This is a genomic window from Amycolatopsis sp., assembly GCF_035276945.1.
Taxonomy (GTDB): domain Bacteria; phylum Actinomycetota; class Actinomycetes; order Mycobacteriales; family Pseudonocardiaceae; genus Amycolatopsis_E.
On record NZ_DATELF010000138.1, the window covers coordinates 1 to 7,897 of the forward strand.

General features: G+C 65.8%; 4 protein-coding genes and 1 pseudogene. 2 read left to right on the forward strand and 3 right to left on the reverse strand.

Going from position 1 to position 7,897, the window contains the following annotated elements:
* Nucleotides 1-211 precede the first annotated feature (211 nt).
* The 3 genes from VJT49_RS24295 to VJT49_RS24305 form a co-directional block, all read right to left on the reverse strand.
* Nucleotides 212-1,432: an ABC transporter substrate-binding protein gene (locus tag VJT49_RS24295; RefSeq protein ID WP_324167220.1), complete on the reverse strand. Its 1,221-nt coding sequence runs from the start codon at nucleotides 1,430-1,432 to the stop codon at nucleotides 212-214.
* Nucleotides 1,433-1,593: 161 nt separating this feature from the next.
* Nucleotides 1,594-4,347: a branched-chain amino acid ABC transporter permease/ATP-binding protein gene (locus VJT49_RS24300; RefSeq protein WP_324167221.1), complete on the reverse strand. Its 2,754-nt coding sequence runs from the start codon at nucleotides 4,345-4,347 to the stop codon at nucleotides 1,594-1,596.
* A complete protein-coding gene (locus tag VJT49_RS24305; RefSeq protein ID WP_324167222.1) occupies nucleotides 4,344-5,150 on the reverse strand; it encodes an ABC transporter ATP-binding protein in 807 nt (268 codons plus the stop codon). Before VJT49_RS24305 ends, VJT49_RS24300 begins: the two co-directional genes overlap by 4 nt.
* A gap of 1,323 nt (nucleotides 5,151-6,473) precedes the next feature.
* Between VJT49_RS24305 and VJT49_RS35425 the strand changes: the two are divergent.
* Together VJT49_RS35425 and VJT49_RS24320 are read left to right on the forward strand one after the other, a co-directional pair.
* Nucleotides 6,474-7,286: pseudogene (locus VJT49_RS35425) on the forward strand (DUF6923 family protein).
* The gene (locus VJT49_RS24320; protein ID WP_324167225.1) at nucleotides 7,283-7,720 is read left to right on the forward strand and encodes a DUF11 domain-containing protein; all 438 of its coding nucleotides are present in this window, start codon (nucleotides 7,283-7,285) and stop codon (nucleotides 7,718-7,720) included. The pseudogene VJT49_RS35425 and the gene VJT49_RS24320 overlap by 4 nt, the downstream one beginning before the upstream one ends.
* Nucleotides 7,721-7,897: the final 177 nt, after the last annotated feature.

The window sequence follows — 7,897 nt, forward strand, 5'->3', positions numbered from 1 at the left end:
GAATGAGGTCGGCGAGGGCGGTGAGTACCGAGCCGAGGGGCGCCGTCCCGTGTGCGGCACCGTGCGCGGCTTCCCGCACCGTCATGGCTGTATCCAGCAGACGGACTGTGGTGGCGGAGGCGTCCTGCATCTCGTGAAGGTCAGCCGTGGACGCCGCGGCGTCCACGGCTGACCGTGCCGACGTGCGCTCGTTACCCGCGGGCGGGCCGGCTCATCCGACCGCCATGTCCAGCGTGTCCTTGACAGATCCCTCCAGGTGGTACTGCGAACTCGGGGAATCCCATTTCCACAGGTAGGCGTCGGAGTTGTAGACACGCTGGTAATCGCCCGCACTCCGGGCTTTGGTGAAGTCGATGTCCTGAATGATGTCACCCAGGTTGACCTTGGCTTTGGTGATGGCCGGCAGGAAGGATTCAGCGGTCACGTCGCCCGGGATGGTCTTCGCGACTTGGGCGAAGGCCTGCACGCCGAGCCAGGCGCCCATACTTTGCGCCTGAAAGACCTGCGGGGAGGTGTTGGCGTATTTGTCGCCGGTAGCCTCTTCCGCGGCCATGGAGTCCAGCATCGTCTTCAGCAGCGGAAGTGAGCCGGCCTCGCTCAGCGGCCGGAATGTCGCGCCCACGTACAGCTGGTTCGTGGCCGCCCCGAGGTCCGCCCACCCACCGCTGCCGGTGAGCCCGAGTGCGGTGCAAATCGTGTATTTCGCACCGGCAGCGCTGCTGGCACGCACGAACGCCTGGGGACCGCTGCCCAGCAGCCCCAGGACCACGATCTTCGCACCGGACTGCTGGGCTTGGGCGACGTAGGGCGAGTAGTCGGACACGTTGTCCGCTGTCACGATCGGTGGCAGCGCCCTGAGACCGTTCGTGCGGGCGCCGTTGCCGATCATCGACGCTATGGTGTCCAACACGTTCACCGGCGACTGGACCATCACCACCGAATCGGCATTGACCTTCTGCGCCAGTTCCTTGCTGGCGCAGGGAAAGAAGCTGCCGATCTCCCAGGTGAGCGGAAAGGTGTTGTCACCCTGGTAGTTGCTGGTCAGCGGGCCGACGTTCGCGATGTCTGCGATGTGCGCCTGGGCGAGGATCCGTTCCATGGCGGTGCCGACAAGGGCGTTGTTGTTGCCGACCATGGCGACGGCGTGCTTGGCGACGGCCTGTCGTGCGCAGGCGAGTTCCTGATTGGCCTGGTATTGGGTATTGCAGGTGAACACCTCGATCGGGCGTCCGTTGATGCCGCCCTGCTTGTTGACCACCGCGGCGGACGCCTTCACCGCGGCGAAGATGCCGCCAAAATCAACCTGCGGGGTGCCGACCGGCGCCATCACCCCGATCACGATCGGCGACGGGCCGCCGGCCGAAGCTGAGCCACTGTCCGAGCCGGAACAAGCCGTCAGCACGGTGGCCGTGGCCAGGGCCGAGACGGCCACCGCAAACCATCGGCGTTGCGCGCGTTTCCTGCCATACGTTGTAGTCACGTACATCCTCCTGACATGTGTGTGCGGTGGCGGACATCCACCGGAAACCGCACGTTGTCGAGCAAGTGATGTCTCCAGCCGGCGGACGGCCGGGACCGTCCGTACCCGGCACGTCAGCCGTTGGAAAAGCTCGGGGCGCTCGTCGCGTCCGGTCGTCCTCGCGAATCGGCCGGGGTAGCGGTTACGTCGTCTCCCAGATAGGCGGCGATGGCGGCCGGGTCTTCCCGGATGGCGGCGGGCGGTCCTTGGGCTATCTGGTGCCCGAAGTCGATGACGATGATCCGATCGCAGGTCGACATGACGAAATTCATGTCGTGCTCGATGACAAGGATGCCCATGCCGCGTTGGCGTGCCAAGCGAGTGAGCACGTGGGCGAATTCCGCCGACTCGGCGTCGTCGAGACCCGCGACCGGCTCATCGACGAGCAGGACGGAGGGCGCGGAGGCGATGGCTCTCGCGATGGCGAGCAGCCGCCGCTGCCCGTAGGAGAGCTGTTCAGGAAGGCGGTCGAGCGAATCACCGAGTCCGAGTTCGTCGACCGTGCGCCGATCGTTCGCGCTGAGTTCGGCTCTCCTGAGCCTGAGCGCAGGCCAGAACCTGGGCCGGGCACCGCCGGAGATGCGGTCGCCGGCGACGAGGACGTTCTCGCGCACGGTCAGATCGGGATACAGCTCGAGACTTTGGAAGGATCGGACCAATCCCGCGCGGACCCGGCGGTAGGCCGGCAACCCGCTGATGTCGGTGCCATCCAGGAGGACGGTGCCGGAGCTTATCGCGGTGAAGCCGGTGACCGCGTCCATGAAGGATGTCTTTCCCGCACCGTTGGGTCCGATCAGGCCGACGATCTCGCCGCCACGCAGCTCGACTTCGACGCCGTCGACCGCACGGTTGCCGCCGTAGCGTACGGACAGGTTGCTGACTGACAGCGTCACGGGAACGGTCGGCACGGCCCCGCCATCCGTCGACACAGCATCATTCCCGGGTTCGCCCGCCGCGCGCCGGCCCGCCGGAGGCGGGAAGATCCGGTCGAGCCGACGCACTGCTTTGAGAGCCTCGTACACCCAGCCATGCGGGTTCATCGCCAGGGTGATGAGCAGCCCGGCCGCGCCGATGACCGTGATGTACGAGCCGAGCGTCTGCCAGTGCAAGGTGATGATCGCGCCGACTGACTGGGGCGCGAACAGGGCGCCGAACACCGCGCCCAAGACGAAGCCGAGGCCGCCGATGACCGAGAAGGCGAGCATGCTTATCGAGGTAAGCGGGTCGTAAACGCTGAAGATGATCGCCTCGGACTGGAATGCGAGGACGACGCCGCCGATGCCGGCGATGGCGCCGGCTATGGCGAAACCCGTGATTTTGGCGGCGATCACGTTGATGCCGTTCGCTGCGGCGGCACGCTCGTTTTCGCGCACGGCGAGCAGGCGGCGCCCGACCCGTGACCGTCGGATCATCGCGACGGCAACGGCAACCAGTGCGAGGACGATGAGGGCGAAGATCGCGTACCGCTCCGGATACTGGACCGGGTCGACGCTGAGCCCGAAAACCTCCGGCGTTGGGACCAGGATGCCGTCCTGGCTCCCGGAGATGTCGGGGTTGTTGAAGATCACGCTCTGCGCCGCCTGTGCAAGCCCGAACGTCACCACCGTCAGGTTGGCTCCGCGGGTGCGTAGCGCCGGGATCGCGAACACGATCCCGACCAGGCTGGCGCCAAGCGCGCCGATCAGGATCGCCAGCCAGAACGGCACGTCCGCGTCCGCGGCGAGCCGGGCGGCGAAGAGGGCCCCGAAACCGGCCAGGGAGTACTGCGCCAGCGAGACCTGCCCGGTGTAGCCGATCAGCACGACGAACGACAGGAAGATCGTGGCCACGGCAAAGGTCGACGTGAAAGCGGTGAGCGCGTCCGGCGAGGAAGTCCCGTTGAGGACGAACACGCCGATCACCACCGCCGGGATCAACACATACCAGCGCACCCGCCCGCTTCCCACACGCGGGAGGCGGTCGGTGGCGTAGCCACGCAGCGGTAGCCCCGACCCCCTGAGCGCCAGACCGACGACGATGATCAGGAATGGCAACGCGTCCGACACTCCGGTGATGTGCACGTACTGGGAGGTCACGGTTTGGGCGATCCCGATGAGGATGGCGCCGGCGCACGTGAGCGGATACGACCGGAACCCACCGATGAGAGCCGCCGCAAGTGCCGGAATGATCAACAGTGGCATCGTGGAGGTGTCCAGCTCCGTGATCGGCGCGATGAGGATGCCCGCCGCGGCAGCTAGTCCGGCACCGACAGCCCAGGTGATGCCCGACACGAGCTCGGGCGACCACCCGAGCGCCGCGGCCATGCGCTGGTTCTCCGAGACGGCTTCCGCGATCCATCCCAGCCGAGTCCGGTTCCAGATCACGGTGATGACAACAGTTGCTCCCAGCGCGATCAGCAACAGCCACAGCCGATCCGACGGCAACACCGAACCGCCGAGATCCAGCGGGCGCGACGGGATGATCGGCGAAGTGGTCTTGGGTACCGCACCCCAGATGTGCGCCGTCAGCGACTGGATCAGCAGCAGCACGCCCATCGTCGCGATCAGCCGGGTCAGTGCCGACGCCTGCCGCAGCCTTCGCAGGATCATTTGGTCGGTCAGCAACCCGACAAGCACGACAGCAGCGGTCGCGGTGACGAACGCGGCCGGTGTTCCCCAGCCGCGCTGCTGGAGCTCCCAGTGCAGGTAGGCACCCAGCATGGCGTAGCCGCCATGGGCGAGATTGATCACGCCGGCGGCACGGAAGATCAGCACAAGCCCTACCGCGATGAGCGCGACGAGCGAACCCGTGCCCGTTCCGAGGGCGGCAAATTGAAGTACGTCGGTCACGCTCCGCCTCCTTCGGTCGGTTCGACGTTGTTGCCATTGGCCGTGATTCCGGCAGGCGCTTCGGCTGTCAGATACTGGGCCTGGATCTCGTCGATGTTCTTGCGTGCTTCGGCGGCGGTCATGTCCAGGGTGATACGGCCACGCTGCATCACGTAGACCCGGTCGACGAAGCCGAGGGCTCGGTGGACGTGCTGCTCGACGATCAGGGCGCCCAGGCCCCGTTCGGCAGCGGCCCGGATCGCTTTCAGGATCACTCCGACCGTGCGGGGGGCAAGGCCGAGGGAGAGCTCGTCGGCCACGAGCAGGCGCGTCGGGCCACCGATGGCGCGTCCGACGGCCAGCATGCGCTGCTCGCCGCCGGACAGCAGCCCGCCGCGACGGTGGAGCAGATCGCGAAGCTCGGGAAAGACATGCATGGCGGAGTCTCGCTCGGCGCGCCGTGCGACCATCAGATTCTGGTGCGCCGTGAGGCCCCCGAACACCGCACCGTCCTCGGGCACGAAGGCGAACCCCTGCCGTGCGCGGCGATGCAGCGGCTCCCACTTGCCGCTGTTGTTCCACACCACGCGGCCGGTGGCCGCGCGCAACTCGCCGCCCAGGGTCAACAACGTCGTCGTCTTGCCCGCGCCGTTCGGGCCGAACAGGGCCACCACCTCGCCGCGGCGTATCTCAAGGTCGATGTCACGAATAGCTAAGTTCGAGCCGTACCCGGCCGAGAGCCTCTCGGCCCGGATCAGGGTGAGGTCATCGGATCTGGTTTGCGGCTTTGCCATGTGAGAAGACTCCTCGTGAGGCAGGCCCATGGAGCCCGTTTGCGTGGCGCTCCAGAGTTCGACAGGGTCGGTATTCGATTACCGGAACCAGGGAGGCTTGTTCAGGGACGGCGAGTTGATCTTCACGCTGGCGACATGCCGCCGTACGAGCGTCCTGAATAACCCTCAGGGTCTCGACAAGCCGCCGGGCCCATTGACGCAGGAGTCAATAGACCACTGTAACGCGACAGTCACCACGTCCCGATGTTCGCTGTTTGTGTGGCGAACCCGCCCACCTCAGGGAAATCGCCTTACTGTGGTACGAAAACCATCCAGTCACCTCAAGATTTTTGTCCGTCGCGGAAAAGCGGTAATGCTTGCGCAACACTCACGTCGATGCCGTATCACGTGGCGGCACCAGCATCTCCAAGGAGTGCCCCGAGTCAAGTCCGAATTCCACGACACTCCCTCCCTTGGGCCTTGTCGGAGTTGTGAACCTAACACGAAACCCAGGCCTGCCCACGCTCGGTTCCGCCAGATGGACCTGCTCGACCACAGCGCACCGGCGCGCCTCGGCTCGCATACACCGCCCGTTCCGCCCAAGTTGCGAGTTCTACTGGTTGGAGATTTTCGGTAGTCGGGCAAGGCCGAACCACGCCGAACCACGCCGAACCACTGCGGGGCCGCCTGTCATGACCGTGCCGCGAAGTCACCACCTGCGCCGCGCCCTGCCGGCATGTCGGCAAACATCTTCCTCCCAATTGTCCCCATTTGGCCCCCGAGTGGCACAATGGACTCGAACGCCGAACCTCGGACTCGCCGGTCCAGAATCCCGGATTCGCACCACGGGCGATCATTTCACCAGAACAGAGCAAACTGGGTCCTGGCCTGAATGGACTGTCGTTCGTTGTTGGGAGTACCGGCTGTTCGTGTTCGTGCGATGGGGCTTGGCGCGCCCCGGAATCATACGAGAGCTGGGAGAACGATGAGGTTCTCGTTGCGCGGACAGCGGCCGGACGGGGGCAGATAAGTCACTCAGTGTTGACCACCTGGATGGCGGCACGGAGACCCGCAACAGCGGATGCCACAGGGCTGAAGAAGCTCTACGGTGGGCTGCGAGGGGGCGAATCCTCGCCGCGAATTATCCAGGACGGCCTCAGTAAGGCTTTTGTCCTGCCGTTGACTCGTCCACGACAATGAAAATGGAAGGAGCAGCCGAGCGGAACAACAAGCTCGGGTCAGGCTTCTCGCGTCCGGAATTGTCCCGCCGGCCAGCGATAGTGATCGTTTTCTCGGAAAGGAATAATTATGGTAGCGACGATGAGGAAACGCATGGGAATGCTGGCGCTGGTTGCGGTCACGGGCAACGCCAGCATGGTGTTCGGAACCGGAACAGCCTCGGCGGCGACCCCGTTCGTCTGCACTGGCCAGGTGTTCCTGGCGCAGGGAGTCGGAAGCGGCACGCAGCTGTACGCGGGACGTTTCGGTGCGAAGGCCGTCGACTTCGCGCCGGTCGGACCAGTGGCTCCAGACACGTACAACGCGATCGGCTACAACTCGACGGACAACTATCTCTACGGTATTCGAGCCGAAAATGGCGGCCTGTGGCGGATCGACTCGACCGGCGCGGTCACCGGACTGGGGCGGCCCAGTGGTCTGCCGGCTCCCGGATCGACCGTCGCGGGGTTCACGCTCGGCGGCTACAACGTCGGTGGGTTCGACGACCAGAGACGCCTGTCGTGACCGCGAGCAATGTGCCACGGCTGTGGGCCCGTTGACGTCACGACGAACACGGTGGCCCGCACGGTCACTCTCTGCGAGACCTCGCGCGTGGCTGACATCGCCTACGCCCACGGATTCTTCTGGGGCGCACGCCCAGACGGGTCGGTGGTGCGGATCAATTCCGTCACGGGCGCGGTCCAGTCCTTCCCCGGAATTGTTCCGAATGGTGGCTACGGTGGGGTTTTCCTCTACGGCAACGGCGACCTGGGCTTCTACGACAACGCCGGGTACCTGCGCAGGGTGGTGGTGACCGATCCGGGCTCGGGCAGCCCCGCCTTCAGGCTGGTGTCGACGCAGCGGGGCCCATCCTCCGGCACCAACGACGCGACGTCCTGCATTGCTCCCCTCACCGACCTGAGGATCGTCAAGGCGGGCCCGGCGGCCATCGGCGCCGGTGGACCGTGACGTACACCATCACGGTCCACAACAACGGCCCCGGTGGCTCCGGCTACTCGGTGACCGACGAACTGCCCGACGGCTTGGCGAACGTCCATACCGACACGGCCGGCTGCGACGTTACCGGCCGCACCCTCCGTTGCACCGGCGGTGCGCTGGACGCGGGCCACGACGCGGTCATCACCGTCACCGGTGTCGCCAACGGCGCAGCACAGCAACTCGCGAACACGGCAACCGTCCGGGGCAACGACCGGGATCCCCACCCGGGCAACGACACCTCCAACCAGGTGGTGACCGTGGTTCGTCTGTTGCTGTCAGCCGTAGGGACAGGCTTGCCAGGGCTCTGCTGGGTGGCTGCTGGTGTCGGCCTTGCGGTTTTGCTGGCCGGAGCCCTGCCCCCGAAATCGGCTACCTTCGGATGGCGCGTGTGCGACTCGCCTTGACCAGCAGTGCCACCAATCCACCAACAGGCTCCAAGAAAGCAGGTCGAGTGTGTATCACTTGCGTGCGGAAGGTGCAAGATCTTTTTCGGAAGGCGGCGAGGCGCCGTCGCTCCGGTCATCCTCGAGGGCGACGGCTGAACGTACCTACCGCCGATCGGGGGATTGCCGATGCGTTGA

Excerpts from the sequence above, each read along its gene's own strand:
- VJT49_RS24305 (WP_324167222.1), bottom strand. The coding sequence starts at position 5,150 with ATGGGCCTGCCTCACGAGGAGTCTTCTCACATGGCAAAGCCGCAAACC.